Source organism: Labrenzia sp. C1B70, assembly GCF_000475395.1.
Lineage (GTDB): Bacteria > Pseudomonadota > Alphaproteobacteria > Rhizobiales > Stappiaceae > Roseibium > Roseibium algicola.
Genome location: NZ_AXCE01000012.1, coordinates 608118 through 622580 on the forward strand (window position 1 = coordinate 608118; position 14463 = coordinate 622580).

A 14463-nucleotide genomic window follows, 5' to 3' on the forward strand; every position below is an offset into this window, starting at 1 on the left:
GTCTTCCGGTCTGCGAGGCCGGCGACCGGCCGGCCAAGGAAGCCGAACTATTTCAGAAAGGCAGCGGAGCGTTGTCCGTCACTTCCTTCATGACAAAAAACGTTCGGGTCTGGCGCACACCCGGCAGCGCAATCAGCTTTTCGCCGTGCAGTTTGTTGAAGTCCGTCATGTCCCGTGTGCGGATCTTCAGGAAATAATCGAAGTCGCCCGCCACCAGGTGGCAGTCGAGAACAAAGTCCGCCTTGCGAACCACCTCTTCAAACTCCGCAAAACTTTGTGGCGTCGACCGGTCCAGCACCACACCCACGATCACAAGGGCAGATCTGTCGACCTTTTGCGGATCGATATGCGCGCGCACGCCCTGAATGAAACCCTCGTCGAACAGCCGCTGCGTCCGCCTGTGACAGGTCGCCGGGCTGACATTTACCAGACCGGCAAGTTCGGCGTTGCTGAGGCGGCCATCTTCCTGCAGCAGCTTGAGAATTTTGCGGTCGACCCGGTCGAGCTCACCAGCCATGGAAGAATCTTTCAGTTTTTCGACATAAATTCGATGATTGAGGAATCAATATCCGCCTCAAGTTCTAATTAACAGAAAAAATACATCAAACTTTGAAAGCACCTTTCTGAAATTTTCTGCAAGGCTCAAAGGGTCAACAATCAATCCGGTGTGCTCCATGAACCTCAGCAAGTTTGAACGCTATCCCCTCACCTTCGGCCCAACGCCCATCGAACCTCTACCCCGGCTTTCCGAAGCGCTTGGCGGCAAGGTGGACATTTATGCAAAGCGGGACGACTGCAACTCCGGCCTTGCCTTTGGCGGCAACAAGCTGCGGAAACTGGAATATATCGTGCCCGACGCGATCGCTTCCGGCGCAGACACGCTGGTTTCCATCGGCGGTGTCCAGTCCAACCACACCCGCATGGTTGCAGCCACCGCCGCAAAGATCGGCATGAAATGCGTCGTGGTGCAGGAAAAATGGGTACCGCACTACGATGCGGTCTACGACCGGGTCGGCAACATTCTGCTGACGCGTCTGATGGGGGCGGATTCCCGTCTGGTCGACGACGGCTTCGACATCGGCATTCGCCAGAGCTGGGAAGACGCAATGCAGTCCGTTCGCGATGCGGGTGGCACGCCTTACGGCATTCCTGCCGGGGCATCCGTCCACAAATACGGCGGCCTTGGTTACGTGCGCTTTGCCGAGGAAGTGAAGCAGCAGGAAGAAGAGCTTGGTTTCACGTTCGACTATATCATCGTCTGCGTGGTTACCGGCTCCACCCAGGCCGGAATGATCGTGGGCTTCGCCGACCAGAACCGGGCGGACCGCGTAATCGGCATCGACGCCTCCGGCACCCTTGACCAGACCCGTGCGCAGGTTCGCCAGATCGTCGACAACACGGCCTCCCTTGTGGAACTTGGCCGCGCGGTCCGTGACGACGAGATCGTGATCAATCCCGATTACGCCTACCCCGCGTATGGTGTTCCCTCTGAAGAGACAAACGACGCCATCCGGCTTGCCGCCAAGACCGAGGCAATGATCACCGACCCGGTCTACGAGGGCAAATCCATGCAAGGCATGATCGACCTGGTCAAGCTTGGCAAGATTCCCGCCGGATCGAAGGTACTCTATGCGCACCTCGGCGGCGCCCCCGCCCTCAATGGCTATAGCTACTATTACAAGGACGGCTGATTATGAGCAGGCGGCCGCTGCCTTATCGCAACGGCCGACTTTTTTTCTGCGGTCTGACAGGCGGTCAAAGGCCTGTCAGCTTCGCACCTTGCAATCGAAAGACGTGCCCTGAGGCCAGTCCACCATGGCCTCGTCTCCCTTGATCCAGAAAAGAATGCCGAAATCGCCTTCGTAGCGCGCGCCGGATCCGCTCGGACCCTGCACCACGATCTCGGTCGTGTCACCGCGCTCCAACCGTGCAGACGGTGGCTCGGTATCGAAGAAGGTCGCCACGATCTCGTCTGCCGGGTTTTCGTTGCAGGTGTAAAAGACCGGGGCCTGTCCCTTGATCAGTTGATAGCGCGCTGTCAGTTCCGCGATCCGGCGTTCATAGGCCGAGCGGACGCAGGAGAGTTCGTCGTCACTCTTCCAGCATTCGTCGCGCCCTTTCACCCAGCCGCGTTGATAGGCCTTCAGCGTGTTGAGTTCCTCTTCGGCGCCAGCATCAAGCGACTTCACGACGCCAACCGCGCCTTCATAGATATCGGCCAGTTTCTGGTCCAGTGTTCCAAGATCATCATTCGAACAGACCAGCTTTTCGGCCGAACTTTCCGCCTTCGCACAATCGAAGGCCGGGCCGGCGGCCCAAGCCGCCGGCACAAAGGCGAACCCGGCAACAACGAGCCCAAGACCAACTGCAAAACCACGCATGAGAATGCCTCCCGAAAGACCTGTAACAACAGATCTAACGGATCTCAGGTTGATGGCAAGATTTGGGTCTCCGGCAGATATTCGACCGCAAGGTCAGACCGGCCTTCTGCATCCCCCCGGCTGGAGCGAGCCCAACCGGCGAGAAGTGCGATGTTCCAGCAAGAGGCCTCAGGCAGCTTCCGCCCGTTTGAGCTGCTGATGCTCGTCCTCGACAAGTCCGATTTTCCAGTAGCCGGAAATGTAGGTGTCCGCCTTCGGCACTTTCCGCTCGTTGTGAAGATGATCTCGAAGGGCCCGAATGACGGAGCTTTCACCTGCAATGCAGGTCTGGATCGTTCCCGCAGGCCATTCCAGAGATTTCACGAGGTCAACCTGCGCCGTTGAAGGCAGATGCGGGTTTTCCTGAACCAGCCATCTGATTTCCACGCCTTCTGGTGCTGCAATCTCGCGCTTGTCGTCTTCTGACGGAACTTCGAACAGCACGAGACCCCTTGCCGCGCGCGGCATAGCCTCCAGCGTCGCTTCGACCACCGGCATTGCCGAAAGGTCTGCGGCCAGCAAATACCAGTCGGCATGAAACTCGGTGATTTTCGGCTGGCTTGGGCCGAGAAAGCCCAGGAAATCTCCCTCTGCCGCCCGCTGCGCCCAGCGCGTTGCAGGCCCTTCGTCGCCGTGAGCAACAAAGTCGATATCGAGTTCCAGCGTATCCCGGCGGAAAGAACGGACGGTATAGGTGCGAACCGGATGGACGCGTTCGGAAGGCCCGTCCGGCGCATAATGCGCTTCAAAGGCCTCGCGGCTTTCGCCGTCGCGCGGCAACAGCAACTTGCAGTTCGCGCCCTCGTGCCCTTCGGGAAAACCCTGCAACTCCGGGCCGGCAAAGGTGACACGGATAAGATTTGGACTGAGGTAGTGCGTCGACTTGACGGTTAGAAATCTGGGCTGGCGTTTCGCAGGAGTGGCCAAGGAGGACCTCATAAATCTTGAGTTATAATCTCAAGATTTAACATCGACGATAGCCGATTTAAAGATCTGCCTTTCGGAAAAGTGTAACGGCACCTTGCAGAAGAGACCTGCGCGGTCCCGAGCCAGGTTCGCGCTGCGCCTGACCTGGATGGCGCGTGCGCGGTTCATGTTATTCCGGAAAAAAGCCTGAGCCCGCAGAATGACGGGCTCAGGACAGGAAAACACTCGGCAGATCAGTCGCGGATGATCGGCTCTTTCAGATCGCCCGGGTTCTTCTCCTTGATGATGTCCCAATTGAGGGTCGCCTTGCGGATATATCCCGGCACATCTTCCTCGAACCGCTCCTGCACCTTCAGGGAGTTGTTCAGGTAAAGCTTGCCGTCGACGATCGACCAGGCTTCCGGCACCACCGGAACCTTGAAACCCATGGCGGCACCGAAGGCACAAAAGCCGCCGTATTGAGGGGCATATTTCGCCGGGTCGGCAACGAACTTGTCACGGTTTTCCGCGGACGAGAACTTCCAGGTCACATCGTCATATTCTGCGGTAAATTCATCGGAGCCGGCAACAGGCTTGCCGTCCGTGAAATAGGCAACCGGATCGGTGCCGCCGATTGCAGCCCCGCCTTTGGTGAAAGTGGTGATCTCATCAGCGGAAGCGGTAAAGGCAGCAGCGGAGAAGAGCGCGGTCAGTCCCAGCAGAACGGATTTGGACGTATAGAGCGGCATGTGCGTCTCCATTGGTGTGAGAATGGCGTGATCAGGTGAAGCCTAACGCTCCACGCGGAAAAAAACATGTCTTCTGCCGCAGAATTTGGCCAATCACCCTTGATCACAGAGCCGCTAACGGCGAGCGAGAAAATCGTGATGGCGGCTGTCTTCACAATCCGGGGAGGCCCGGCAGATCCGGGCGTGGTACGGGTTGGCGCGGTGCCACCAGCCCCAGCACCAGATAGATGGCCGTTTCTATGTCCCTCGTCTCGATCCTGATATTGCGGATCAGCAGGCGGAAATAGATGAGGCCGAGAAGCAAGTCGATCCGTGCTTCCATGTCAGCTTCGAACGGGGTCGCGATGAAGATCTGCCGCAAGACCAGACGTCTGGCAGCCTCCGCCTCATCGAGGACGCCAGCAAGGTCCGGTCTGCTTCGATAGGGAACCAGTGCCCGAACCGCCGCGCCCAACGCAGTATCCTGCAAGGCCGCAACGGTGTTCGACAGACATTGCCGCAGATCCTCCGCAACACTGCCCCGCTGAGGCGGTGCCGGGTTCACACTGGCAAGAGCTGCTTCGACAGACGCCGCAATCAGCGCCCCCTTGTCCGCATAGCGCCGGTAGACCGCCTGCTTGCTGGTGCGCGCTCGCGCCGCAACGGCGGCAATCGTCGTCTTTTTGTAGCCGTTTTCGGCAAGCTCAATCAGCGTGGCCTCCAGAAGCGCCTTGCTGACCCGGCCCTCCCGCGGCCGGCCGGCAGCGCCTTCCTCAGGCATCTCCAGCCTCCGCAACCGCAGCACTTTGAAGATTTGCCTCGTAGTCCTGAAAGCCATTCTCGATGCCGGTCGTCACGTTGACGATCCGCGCATAGGGTTTTGAGAAGATCACCGTGTCGCGCAGTTCCTCCCACAAGTGATGATAGGCGCGCATGTCGGAAAACCGGCAGATCGCAAAATCCGAAAACCCGCCTGCCAGGGCATCGGCGTCGAACCACTCGAAAGCAACCTCTGGATGACGCGCCAGGATTGTGCCGATCTGGCCGGCAATCTCGCCTCTTTCCTGGCGGCTGAGCGCCAGCCAGGCTGGTTCGAAAGCCAGATAGACGATGGCCGCCATCGGCAATGGCCGGATCGTTTCGCAAGACTGGATCACGTGCAAATTCCTATTTCGGTTCCCATTGGTACCGATTTATTCTTATTTCTCCCGCAAGGCAAGCCTGCGCTCTTGCCTTCCCCGCGCGGCCGCCGCAAGAAGAGCGCAAGCCATAAGCGGATTTCCGCTTCAGGCACCAGTAACGACGAGGAACACATGTCTGTTGATACCGATACGGTGAAACGCGTTGCCCGGCTGGCGCGCATCAAGGTGAGCGAAGAAGACGCGACCCGCATGACTGGCGAGTTGAACGCCATTCTCGGCTTTGTCGAGCAACTGGACGAAGTCGATATTTCCGGCGTCGAACCGCTGACGTCCGTGGTTGAACAGACCATGAAAAAGCGCGCTGACGGCGTGACCGACGGCAACAAGGCTGCCGACATCACCCTGAACGCACCGGCCTCCGAAGATCATTTCTTCATGGTGCCGAAAGTCGTCGAATAAGCGGACTAACCCGGATGATCGCACCCGTTCCAGCCATTGCCGTCGAAACGTCCCTGTCTGCCGACATGGGTGAGATGATTGCCGAGCTGAACGACCTGCTGCTGACACTTAGCCCGCCCGAGGCCTGCTACCACATGACGGCTGAAGAGATGTCCGGCGAGGCAACGACTGTCTTCGTTGCACGGATTGACGGCAAGGCAGCTGCCTGCGGTGCCCTGCACCGGCACGCCGACGGCATTGCCGAGGTCAAGCGCATGTACACCAGACCGGCCTATCAGGGCCTCGGCCTGGGAAGCCGCATTCTGAACCGGATCATTGAGCTGGCAACCCGGGAGGGCATTTCCATGCTCGTTCTGGAAACCGGCGACAAACACCCGGCAGCCTGGCGCATCTATGAACGAGCCGGCTTCAGCCGCTGCGGACCGGTGCTCGATTATCCCGACAGTCCCTATTCCATCTTCTATTCCCGGCCGCTTGTGGCCGCCTGAGAGTTCAAATCCATGACCGATCTGACCAAACTGACCATTGCCGAGGCCCGCGAAGGCCTGAAAAACAAGGACTACACGTCCCTGGAACTGACCGATGCCTTCATCAAGAACATCGAAGCCGCCAATGAAAAGCTGAATGCCTATGTCACCGTGACCACCGACAAGGCGCGCGACATGGCAAAGGCATCCGACGCCAAGCTTGCCAAGGGCGAAGGCGGTGCGCTGGAAGGCATCCCGCTTGGCATCAAGGACCTTTTCGCCACCCAGGGCGTACACACCCAGGCCTGCAGCCACATTCTGGACGGCTTCAAACCCGCTTATGAATCCACCGTTACGTCCAACCTGTGGGCCGACGGCGCGGTCATGCTCGGCAAGCTGAACATGGACGAGTTCGCCATGGGCTCCTCCAACGAGACCTCTTATTACGGTCCGGTGATCAACCCGTGGCGGAAGAAGAACTCGAACCAGGATCTCGTCCCAGGCGGGTCTTCCGGTGGTTCTGCCGCTGCCGTTGCCGCCCGCATGTGCATGGGTGCCACGGCAACCGACACCGGCGGCTCCATCCGTCAGCCGGCCGCGTTCACCGGCACTGTCGGCATCAAGCCGACCTATGGCCGTTGTTCCCGCTGGGGCGTTGTTGCCTTTGCTTCCTCGCTCGACCAGGCCGGCCCGATTGCTCACACCGTTCGTGACAGCGCGATCATGCTGAAATCCATGGCCTCCGTCGACGCCAAGGACACCACCTCGGTCGATCTGCCTGTGCCGGACTATGAAGCGGCCATCGGCAAATCCGTGAAGGGCCTCAAGATCGGCATTCCGGCAGAATATCGTCTGGACGGCATGCCTGCCGACATCGAAGCGCTCTGGCAGAAGGGTATCGACTGGCTGAAGGACGCCGGTGCGGAAATCGTCGACATTGCGATGCCGCACACCAAATACGCCCTGCCGGCCTACTACATTGTGGCACCGGCGGAAGCTTCCTCGAACCTCGCCCGTTACGACGGTGTGCGCTACGGCCTGCGCGTTCCGGGCAAGGACATCGTAGAGATGTACGAGAACACCCGTGCAGCAGGCTTCGGGGAAGAGGTCAAGCGCCGTATCCTGATCGGCACCTATGTGCTGTCCGCCGGTTACTACGATGCCTACTACCTGAAGGCCCAGAAGGTTCGCACTCTCATCAAGCGCGACTTCGACCTGGCCTGGGAAAACGGCGTCGACGCAATCCTGACCCCGGCAACCCCTTCGGCAGCCTTCGGCGTTGCCGACCAGGACCTTCATTCCGACCCGGTGAAAATGTACCTCAACGACATCTTTACCGTGACCGTGAACATGGCCGGTCTTCCGGGCATTTCCGTTCCGGCCGGCCTCGACAACAATGGCCTGCCGCTCGGTCTTCAGCTGATCGGCAAACCCTTTGAGGAAAGCACCCTGTTCCAGGTCGGTCAGGTCATCGAAGATGCCGCCGGCTCGTTCTCACCGGAAGCCTGGTGGAGCTGATCCCGTTTGTTGATATGCGCCCCGGACCTTTCATCGGCCCGGGGCTGCACACCCGATTTTCTCCGGTCCGTCCAGCCTGACCATAACATTGCCGTCGCTTTGAGCCGGCAGTCCCCTCAAGAGCATGTTCCTGGCGTGAACTGGGTTGGAGCAAACATCCCTCCACCGTCATGCCATGGCTCAGACGTGGCATTGAAGCCGCGCCCTTTCATCGTTATTCGCTTATGCTTGCGGCTCCTCATACGAACCGGATGGATTGCCGGGTCGAGCCCGGCAATAACGGAGCGTGGATTATGGGTTTCAATCCAAGGCAGAGCGAAGTTCGTTGATTTGACTTCCAGGCCTGTGTTTCCATCCGCAATTCCAGCATCGACGTCTGGAGCAAGCCGTGGCATGACGGGCTGACAAGGAAAAGAACGCGCGACCAGGATTGCCGGCAACACCATGCATGACATTGAAACCCTCGTTATCGGTGCCGGTGCCGTTGGACTTGCGATTGCACGTGAGCTGGCGCTGACTGGCCGCGAGGTAATGGTGCTGGAACAGCATGGCCTGATCGGATCAGAAACCAGCGCCCGCAATTCGGAAGTCATCCACGCGGGCATCTACTATCCCACGGGCAGCCTGAAGGCTCGTTTTTGTGTGGAAGGCAAAGAACGGCTTTACCGGTTTTGTGCCGAGAATGGCGTCGGTTTCGAGCAGATTGGCAAACTGATCGTTGCGTCCAATAACGATCAGTTGGAGCAACTGCAGTCAATCCGTCGCAAAGCGGCGGAAAACGGCGTTACAGATCTCGTATTCCTGGACCAGGACAGCCTGAACGAAGCCGAACCGGAGCTTGCCTGCACCGGCGCACTGCATTCCCCTTCCACAGGCATCGTCGACAGTCACGGTTTCATGCTGGCTCTCCAGGGAGAGCTCGAGGCTAACGGCGGTCAGGTTGTGCTGAACACGAGAGTTGCGCGCCTCGGGCGCCTGGCTGATGGCGGTTACCGGGTGCATGCGGAAACGGAGGGAACGGAAACCTATGCCCTCACCTGCAAGGAGTTGATCCTGTCCGCAGGCCACGGCACACCTGCCCTGGCTGCCGGGCTTGAGGGTGCCAATCCACCGGCCGCCTACCTCGCAAAAGGCAGTTATTTCAAGCTTCAAGGAAAGGCTCCTTTTTCCAAGCTCATCTACCCCGTGCCGGAACCCGGCGGGCTCGGTGTTCACCTGACACTCGACCTGCAGCACCAGGCACGCTTCGGTCCGGATGTCGAATGGGTGGAGGTTGCCGACTACAGGGTGGATCCCGCCCGGGGCGACAGGTTCTATGCCGCCATCCGCAGCTACTGGCCCGGCCTGCTGGACGATGCACTCCTGCCCGACTACTCCGGCATCCGGCCCAAGATCGCCGGTCCGGGTGACCCCGCGGCCGATTTCCGAATTGACGGGCCGTCAGATCATGGCCTTGCGGGTCTGGTCACGCTCTACGGAATCGAATCCCCCGGCCTCACATCGGCAATGGCAATCGGAAGTTACGTCGCCCAGCTGGTTACAATCGGTATCTGAGCGGAACTTTTTTCAAAAAAATATGAAACCAACCGGCTGTTTGGACGTTTGAAAGTCGAACGAACAAGCGTACGATGCTGCATTGCACAGGAATGCCATTTTTTGGACCGGTTTTCTCCATAAAATTGCTGCAGTGCGCGTGCTCATTCAAAAGTGAACCAAAAAGAACACTTTAATTTCAACAAGGTGGCCAATCGTCGTGATCAATCGGCGCACGTTTTTATCGGCAACGGCCCTGGCGGCCGGTGCCCTGGCAGGCGCGGATCTCCGCACTGCACTCGCAGCAGAGAATACCGCACCTGCACAAACAGGCGGAGCCTTTGCGGCAGGCGAAGAGTTTAACTTTTCCGCGCTTGTCGAGCGCATGAAAGAAAAGGCCGGGAACGCATTTGCGCCCGATGTACCGGCTCTTCCTGAAATCCTCGCCAATCTCGATTATGACCAGCATCGTGCAATCCGGTTCAATCCCGAAAAGTCCGTCTGGAAGGACACCGGCAGCAACTATCAACTGCAGGCGTTCCACCCGGGCTGGCTCTACAAGGAGCCGGTGGAACTTTATGAGATCGTCGACGGCAATATCAGCGAACTGCACTTCACCGGCGCGGACTTTGAATATCGCGAGCCGCTGGATCCGGAAAAATTCAAGGATGTGGATCTGCCGGGTATCGCCGGCTTCCGCCTGCACCATCCGCTGAACACTCCGGAGTATTTCGACGAGTTGGTGGTGTTCCTGGGGGCAAGCTATTTCCGCGCGCTCGGCAAGGGCAACGTCTATGGCCTGTCCGCACGCGGACTTGCGATCGATACGGCCATCGCCGGACCGGAAGAGTTTCCACGTTTCACGAAGTTCTATCTGGAGCGGCCGACGGACGGCGCTGCCGAAATGCGGCTCTATGCCGAACTGGAGAGCGAGCGCGTTGCCGGTGCCTACCAGTTCACGATCAAGCCGGGCATCAACACGGTTGTGGAAGTGGATGCACACATTTTCCTGCGCGACGATGTCGAACGCCTCGGAATTGCGCCACTGACTTCGATGTATCTGTTTGGCGAGAACGACCGCACCAACTTCGACGACTATCGCCCGGAAGTTCATGACAATGACGGTCTCTTGATCCTGCGCCAGAATGGCCAGCGTCTGTGGCGGCCGGCCCGCAATCCGGAAAAGCTTGCCCTGTCCTTCTTCAACGAGGAGAACCCGGCAGGCTTTGGCCTGTTGCAGCGCGACCGGAATTTCGATCATTACCAGGACACGGAAGCCAAGTATCAGCGCCGCCCGTCTCTATGGATCGAGCCGATCAACGACTGGGGCAACGGCCAGGTCATGCTGGCGGAAATCCCGGCCGAAAAAGAGATCTACGACAACCTCGTTGCTTGCTGGGTGCCGGAAAACGGCACCAAGGCAGGTTCCGAACATCGCTTTGCCTATCGGATGATCTGGGGCCGGGAACCGGAACCGGGAACCGAGCTGGCACAGGTAATCGCGACCAGCACAGGGCATGGTGGCGCGGCTGCCTCGGATCCGGACCCGAAACTGCGCAAGTTCGTCGTGGAATTTGCCGGCGGAAATCTGGGTGACATGGGTGCGGAAGCTCCTCTGACACCGAGACTGACCCTGCAGAACGGCAAGGTGGAGCATCAGTTCGTCCAGCGGCTGGAAAGCGGCAGCTGGCGTGCCGTGCTCGATATCGCACGGGACGACGAGGAAATACCGGTCGAGTTCATTCTCGCCCTGCAGCTCGACGGCACCGATGTAACGGAAACCTGGATGTATCAGTGGAGTGGGAACAGATGACATCGCATGTGAGTATCGATCAGACGACCAGTCCGACCCTTTTTGCCGACAGTAAGCTGCTTGAAGAAATCAGGACTGTCCTGAAGCGGCCCGACCTTGGCGACGACGTCCTCTTGTCCGTTCTGTCCGGTTCCGCCGCCACTCGCCGTGGTATCGACCATTTTAGCGGCACGCCGCAAGACCGGGCAGCCTTCATCAGGACCTTGCCGGTGCCTGCACCCCGTCACGGGCTGGAAATGCCCCATCACGACCTCAACCCGCCACTGGCCGTGCGCTTTGCCCCGCTTGTCGCCCTGTGGCAACGGGCTGTGCAGCCGCTTGCTCCGCAGTTGAAGCGCGTTCCGGTTCCAGCCAAGGACCGCTGACATGAAGAAGGCCAGCTCCGAAGCCTGGTCGACGGCCTTCCGGCGGCTGGCCATGGCAGTGATCGCCCTGTGCCTGACCACGGGCGCTTCGTACATGTTTGCCATCGTTGTCCAGTCGGACGGTTTCGACTGGCTGGACATCGTCCGCATCGCGCTGATGGCGGTAGCAAGCTTCTGGCTGGCCTGGGGCGGGTGTATCGCTCTCTTCGGCATCCTGTTTCCGCCTGAGGAAAGGGCAACGGCAGAAGCTCTGCCCGAAGGTCGCACCGCTGTTCTGCTGCCGATCTACAACGAAGCAACCGGTCCGGTGTTCGCCCGCCTGGAAGCCATCATGAAATCGGTTGCCGCCCTGCCCGCGGCGGACCGGTTCGATTTCTTCGTCCTGTCTGACACCACCAAGGCGGATGTCGGCGAGGAAGAACAGCGTGCCTATGAGCGACTGCTTGTTCGCCAGAACGCCGGTGGACGCCTGTTCTATCGGCGGCGCGAACAGAACATTGGCCGCAAGGCAGGCAACATTGCCGACTTCCTGACGACATCGGGCGGTGCCTACGACTACATGCTGGTGCTTGATGCCGACAGCCTGATGGATGGCAAGACCATCCTGGAAATGGTCCGGCGCATGGAAGCCGATCCGCGCCTGGGGCTGCTGCAGTCGCTGCCGCAGATCATCGGACTTTCCACCCTGTTCGGACGCCTCCTGCAGTTCGCGACCGGTCTCTACGGGCCTTACTTCGCGCGCGGCCTTGCCGCCGTTCAGGGCGAGGAAGGCACCTTCTGGGGACACAATGCGCTGATCCGCACCCGCGCATTTGCAGCTGCCTGCGGCATGGCTCCGCTTACCGGCAAACCGCCCTTTGGTGGCCATATCCTCAGCCATGATACCGTTGAAGCTGCGCTCCTGGCGCGCGACGGCTGGAAGGTACGTCTCGACCCGGACCTGACAGGCTCCTACGAGGAAGCCCCCGCCAACATGGTCGACTACGCCAAGCGTGACCGGCGCTGGTGCCAGGGCAACCTGCAGCACAGCCGCATTCTGGCGGCCCCACGCTTCCGCTTCTGGAGCCGGATTTCGATCCTGCAAGGCGTCTTTGCCTACCTGGCCTCGCCGATCTGGTGCATCTTCCTGCTGGCAAGCCTTGCGGCTCCGCTGGTTGCTCCGCCCCCGGTCTACTTCGACGGTCATTCGCCATTCCCGGTCTTTCCGCATCCGGAAACGACCACGGCGCTCGCCCTGCTGTTCGGTCTGGTGGCTTTGTTGATCCTGCCCAAGCTGCTGCTCGTTGCCCGGGCACTCTTTGGCGGCAACTCGGCGGACTTCGGCGGTCCGGTGCGGCTTCTGATCAGCTTTCTCCTTGAAATCCTGCTGACCTCGATCCTTGCGCCGATCCACATGATGTTTCACTGCCGCTCGGTGTTTCAGGTGCTGACGGGTGCTGACAGCGGCTGGCCGACAGCCGATCGGGACGACGGTTCGCTGCCGATCACCGCGGCGTTTTCCGCCACCTGGTGGATGAGCATTGCAGGCGCCGGCGCAATCGCCTTCTCGCACACCTATGCGCCGGAGATGTTCTACTGGCTGCTGCCTGTTGCCCTGCCACTGGTTGTCGCTCCGCTCCTGGTCTGGATGACGGCATCGGTGCTGCTGGGCAAGGTCACGAAGAAACTGGGGCTCTTCCAGGTCCCGACCGAGGCAGGCCCGGTCGCGGTCGCCGAAGACATGCGTCTGGCGCTTTCACAAGAAGCGGCTGCCTGACAAGGCGCCGTGTCACCAGCACGTATGATAAGCCATCCCTCGTCATACTGGCAGCGTGGTGCTCGGCCGGGATGACCAGGGAAAGCTCCTGCACTCATTTCAGCGCATGTCTCAATGAATACGGCCGGTTTCGGCTTCCAGAATGCCGTCCGCATCCAGGCCCGCGATAGGCAGGCGCTTGTCGGTCGGCACATCGCCAGACAGCTGCAAGGCCAGGTACCGGCCGCAGCAAACGCGCAGGAAGCTTGTGAAATTTCCGAGATCATGACCCGCGTCGATGCTCTCGTGGTGAAGCTTGGTGATCAGTTGCACCACATTCATGCCGTCCCGTCCGGCGATCTCGTCCAGAACCTTCCAGAAGAAGGTTTCCAGCCGCACCGATGTCACCATGCCGTCAATGCGCAGCGACTTTGTCGTGCTTTCCCAAAGCGTGGAATCTGCCTCGATGAAGAGCTTGCACATGATGTTTCCTTCGTGACGGACTGGCGAGCTGAAATCGCGGAGCTGTCTCGGTATATCAACGCCCGTTGTTTGAACTCAGCCTAGTCCGCTTCCCGCGTGCGGGAAAGAGGTCAGGTAGCGTGTAAGTGTCGGACCCGGGACTTGTCGCACCCCCTTCGGGGCACCACTCTTGCGTTTTCTCGGACAAGGCAAACGGAGCTGATGGTGCGGGCAATTTGTTGGCCCGCACCGTTTTGCCTCAGGCAGCCAGGGAACCCTCGGCCGCACCGCTCAGAACCGCATGGAACTGCGACAGCCATGCCGGATGCGCCGGCCATGCAGGGGCGGTAACAAGGTTGCCGTCGGTCACGGCGCCGTCGATTGCGATCTCGGCATAGGTGGCGCCTGCAAGTTCCACTTCCGGACGGCAGGCCGGATAAGCCGAAACGGTGCGGCCCTCGATCACCTTGGCAGCAGTCAGGATCTGAGCGCCGTGACAGATTGCGGCAACGGGCTTGGCCGCGTCCATGAAATGCTTCACGGCATCGATGACAGCCGCATCAAGGCGCAGATATTCCGGAGCCCGTCCACCCGGTATTACCAGGGCATCGTAACCGGCAACGTCGACATCGGCGAAGGTCGCGTTCAGCGTAAAGTTATGGCCGCGCTTTTCCGAATAGGTCTGGTCGCCTTCGAAATCGTGGATACAGGTGGCGACCGTTTCGCCGGCCTTCTTGCCGGGGCATACCGCATCGACCGTGTAACCCATGGCAAGCAACGTCTGAAACGGCACCATGGTCTCATAATCTTCGGTGAAATCACCCGTGATCATCAGGATCTTCTTCGCGCTCATGCTCTGTCCTCCAGCTTGGCAAATTGCGATGGAGAAAGGCTAGCAGTCCGCGGGTTTGAACG

16 protein-coding genes are annotated in these 14463 nt (G+C 59.6%); 8 read left to right on the forward strand and 8 right to left on the reverse strand.

Annotated features, from left to right (window positions below; all coding sequences use genetic code 11):
* Positions 1-52 precede the first annotated feature (52 nt).
* Positions 53-517 carry an Lrp/AsnC family transcriptional regulator gene (locus Q666_RS51105; RefSeq protein ID WP_023000577.1) on the reverse strand — a complete coding sequence of 155 codons (465 nt, stop codon included), beginning with the start codon at positions 515-517 and terminating at the stop codon, positions 53-55.
* 157 nt (positions 518-674) lie between these two features.
* On the opposite strand from Q666_RS51105, the gene Q666_RS51110 reads away from it, so the two are divergent.
* Positions 675-1691, forward strand: coding sequence for a 1-aminocyclopropane-1-carboxylate deaminase (locus Q666_RS51110; RefSeq protein ID WP_023000576.1), 1017 nt, complete (start codon positions 675-677; stop codon positions 1689-1691).
* A gap of 75 nt (positions 1692-1766) precedes the next feature.
* Here Q666_RS51110 and Q666_RS51115 read toward each other — a convergent pair whose 3' ends face one another.
* The 5 genes from Q666_RS51115 to Q666_RS51130 form a co-directional block, all read right to left on the reverse strand.
* Entirely contained in the window at positions 1767-2381 is a 615-nt protein-coding gene (locus Q666_RS51115) for an MliC family protein (protein WP_023000575.1), read from the reverse strand.
* A gap of 168 nt (positions 2382-2549) precedes the next feature.
* Positions 2550-3347, reverse strand: a complete 798-nt coding sequence (locus Q666_RS51120) for a siderophore-interacting protein (protein ID WP_035908823.1) — start codon at positions 3345-3347, stop codon at positions 2550-2552.
* A gap of 233 nt (positions 3348-3580) precedes the next feature.
* Positions 3581-4075, reverse strand: coding sequence for a YHS domain-containing (seleno)protein (locus tag Q666_RS51125; RefSeq protein WP_031269160.1), 495 nt, complete (start codon positions 4073-4075; stop codon positions 3581-3583).
* 151 nt (positions 4076-4226) lie between these two features.
* Positions 4227-4835, reverse strand: coding sequence for a TetR/AcrR family transcriptional regulator (locus Q666_RS64950; protein WP_023000572.1), 609 nt, complete (start codon positions 4833-4835; stop codon positions 4227-4229).
* Complete coding sequence (locus tag Q666_RS51130; protein WP_062488192.1) at positions 4828-5211, reverse strand: darcynin family protein; 384 nt, start codon at positions 5209-5211, stop codon at positions 4828-4830. The genes Q666_RS64950 and Q666_RS51130 overlap by 8 nt, the downstream gene beginning before the upstream one ends.
* Positions 5212-5367: 156 nt before the next feature.
* On the opposite strand from Q666_RS51130, the gene gatC reads away from it, so the two are divergent.
* The 7 genes from gatC to mdoH all read left to right on the forward strand — a co-directional run bounded on the left by gatC (position 5368) and on the right by mdoH (position 13107).
* Complete coding sequence (gene gatC / locus Q666_RS51135; protein ID WP_023000570.1) at positions 5368-5655, forward strand: Asp-tRNA(Asn)/Glu-tRNA(Gln) amidotransferase subunit GatC; 288 nt, start codon at positions 5368-5370, stop codon at positions 5653-5655.
* A 14-nt stretch (positions 5656-5669) separates the two neighbouring features.
* Positions 5670-6143 carry a GNAT family N-acetyltransferase gene (locus Q666_RS51140; protein ID WP_023000569.1) on the forward strand — a complete coding sequence of 158 codons (474 nt, stop codon included), beginning with the start codon at positions 5670-5672 and terminating at the stop codon, positions 6141-6143.
* Positions 6144-6155: 12 nt separating this feature from the next.
* The gene (gene gatA / locus Q666_RS51145; RefSeq protein ID WP_023000568.1) at positions 6156-7640 is read left to right on the forward strand and encodes an Asp-tRNA(Asn)/Glu-tRNA(Gln) amidotransferase subunit GatA; all 1485 of its coding nucleotides are present in this window, start codon (positions 6156-6158) and stop codon (positions 7638-7640) included.
* Positions 7641-8084: 444 nt separating this feature from the next.
* Complete coding sequence (locus tag Q666_RS51150; RefSeq protein ID WP_023000567.1) at positions 8085-9194, forward strand: NAD(P)/FAD-dependent oxidoreductase; 1110 nt, start codon at positions 8085-8087, stop codon at positions 9192-9194.
* Positions 9195-9393: 199 nt separating this feature from the next.
* Entirely contained in the window at positions 9394-10986 is a 1593-nt protein-coding gene (locus Q666_RS51155) for a glucan biosynthesis protein (RefSeq protein ID WP_023000566.1), read from the forward strand.
* Entirely contained in the window at positions 10983-11351 is a 369-nt protein-coding gene (locus tag Q666_RS51160) for a hypothetical protein (protein WP_023000565.1), read from the forward strand. The genes Q666_RS51155 and Q666_RS51160 overlap by 4 nt, the downstream gene beginning before the upstream one ends.
* A 1-nt stretch (position 11352) precedes the next feature.
* A complete protein-coding gene (gene mdoH / locus Q666_RS51165) occupies positions 11353-13107 on the forward strand; it encodes a glucans biosynthesis glucosyltransferase MdoH (protein ID WP_023000564.1) in 1755 nt (584 codons plus the stop codon).
* A 111-nt stretch (positions 13108-13218) separates the two neighbouring features.
* Here the strand turns inward: mdoH and Q666_RS51170 are convergent, their stop codons facing one another.
* Both Q666_RS51170 and Q666_RS51175 read right to left on the reverse strand, forming a co-directional pair.
* On the reverse strand, positions 13219-13569 hold the full coding sequence (locus tag Q666_RS51170) for a ribbon-helix-helix domain-containing protein (protein WP_023000563.1): 351 nt from the start codon (positions 13567-13569) through the stop codon (positions 13219-13221).
* A 238-nt stretch (positions 13570-13807) separates the two neighbouring features.
* Positions 13808-14401, reverse strand: a complete 594-nt coding sequence (locus Q666_RS51175; RefSeq protein ID WP_023000562.1) for a DJ-1/PfpI family protein — start codon at positions 14399-14401, stop codon at positions 13808-13810.
* Positions 14402-14463 lie beyond the last annotated feature (62 nt).

Bases quoted from the DNA above. Each gene is read 5' to 3' on its own strand.
- Q666_RS51105 (WP_023000577.1), bottom strand. From the start codon at position 517: ATGGCTGGTGAGCTCGACCGGGTCGACCGCAAAATTCTCAAGCTGCTG.
- Q666_RS51110 (WP_023000576.1), top strand. From the start codon at position 675: ATGAACCTCAGCAAGTTTGAACGCTATCCCCTCACCTTCGGCCCAACG.
- Q666_RS51115 (WP_023000575.1), bottom strand. From the start codon at position 2,381: ATGCGTGGTTTTGCAGTTGGTCTTGGGCTCGTTGTTGCCGGGTTCGCC.
- Q666_RS51125 (WP_031269160.1), bottom strand. From the start codon at position 4,075: ATGCCGCTCTATACGTCCAAATCCGTTCTGCTGGGACTGACCGCGCTC.
- Q666_RS64950 (WP_023000572.1), bottom strand. From the start codon at position 4,835: ATGCCTGAGGAAGGCGCTGCCGGCCGGCCGCGGGAGGGCCGGGTCAGC.
- gatC (WP_023000570.1), top strand. From the start codon at position 5,368: ATGTCTGTTGATACCGATACGGTGAAACGCGTTGCCCGGCTGGCGCGC.
- Q666_RS51140 (WP_023000569.1), top strand. From the start codon at position 5,670: ATGATCGCACCCGTTCCAGCCATTGCCGTCGAAACGTCCCTGTCTGCC.
- gatA (WP_023000568.1), top strand. From the start codon at position 6,156: ATGACCGATCTGACCAAACTGACCATTGCCGAGGCCCGCGAAGGCCTG.
- Q666_RS51150 (WP_023000567.1), top strand. From the start codon at position 8,085: ATGCATGACATTGAAACCCTCGTTATCGGTGCCGGTGCCGTTGGACTT.
- Q666_RS51160 (WP_023000565.1), top strand. From the start codon at position 10,983: ATGACATCGCATGTGAGTATCGATCAGACGACCAGTCCGACCCTTTTT.
- mdoH (WP_023000564.1), top strand. From the start codon at position 11,353: ATGAAGAAGGCCAGCTCCGAAGCCTGGTCGACGGCCTTCCGGCGGCTG.
- Q666_RS51170 (WP_023000563.1), bottom strand. From the start codon at position 13,569: ATGTGCAAGCTCTTCATCGAGGCAGATTCCACGCTTTGGGAAAGCACG.
- Q666_RS51175 (WP_023000562.1), bottom strand. From the start codon at position 14,401: ATGAGCGCGAAGAAGATCCTGATGATCACGGGTGATTTCACCGAAGAT.